A 1,177-nucleotide genomic window follows, 5' to 3' on the forward strand; every position below is an offset into this window, starting at 1 on the left:
TTACGACCAAAACCAATGGGTTCCTGCGCAAGTCAATTTCACCAGTAACGCAAAGCCAGATCAAATTGGCAGTGGTTTTGATGGTATCAATACCCTTTTCCATGAGGGTGGCCACGCAGCGCATTTCGCCAATGTCAAAATGAATGCCCCTTGCTTCTCACAAGAGTTTTCACCAACGTCTATGGCTTATGCAGAAACTCAATCCATGTTCTGTGACAGCCTATTGGACGACGCCGACTGGCTTAAGCAATATGCATTGAATGCGAAAGGCGAGCCTGTTCCTGACTCTCTGATCAAAGCGATGATCGACAGCAAGCAGCCATTTAAGGCATACCAAGAGCGTTGCATCCTAGTGGTGCCTTACTTCGAACGTGCGCTTTACCAACTAACTGATGAAGAGTTGACGCCTGACAACATCACTCAGCTTGCTCGTCGTACTGAGCTAGAAATCTTGGGGTTAGAGTCTAGCCCTCGTCCACTGATGGCGATCCCTCACCTACTTTCTGATGAAGCAGCCTGTGCTTACCAAGGCTACTTACTGGCGCACATGGCGGTTTATCAAACGCGTGCTTACTTTACTGAAAAGTTTGGCTACCTAACGGATAACCCAGAGATTGGACCGTTGCTTGCCAAGCATTACTCGCATGATGGAAACCGTGTTAATCACAACAACACCATTGAGCGTCTGACTGGTGAAGGCTTCAATGCGAAATACTTAGCCGACGCGTGTAATCTTACCAGCGCTCAAGCTTGGCAAATCGAGCAAGATAAAATTGCGGCACTTTCGACACGTGAAAGAGCATCAGCGAGTAGTCTCAATGCTCAGATCAGTATTGTTGATGGCGCATTTGAGATCGCGAATAACCAAGAGTCAGACGATCTCATGTTAGAAGCGTTTGAAGGCTATATCGCCGACAAATACCACGCTTAATCAATGAATGCTCAGCCATTGCATTCGCTGAGCATCACACAAAAATGCCGCTCTAGTAGGGTTTAACCTAAAACTAGAGCGGCTTTTTAATCACTTATCTATTTGCAATGACCGCAATGGGAGGCGAGATAGCAGAGTAAAAACCGAGTTCGAGTTAGGTTCGACTCGTCATAACCATCAAGCTAAAAAGGGACGGTACGGCGCAACGTATCTGTACTTGTTCAGATCTGATCTGGTCGCTAAAGT

At 46.7% G+C, this 1,177-nt stretch carries 1 protein-coding gene; it reads left to right on the forward strand.

The window, feature by feature from the left end; translation table 11 throughout:
- On the forward strand, positions 1 to 931 hold a 931-nt coding region (locus tag KIV40_RS29255; protein WP_285352737.1), incomplete at its 5' end, for a M3 family metallopeptidase.
- Positions 932 to 1,177 lie beyond the last annotated feature (246 nt).

This window comes from Vibrio sp. D173a (assembly GCF_030248475.1).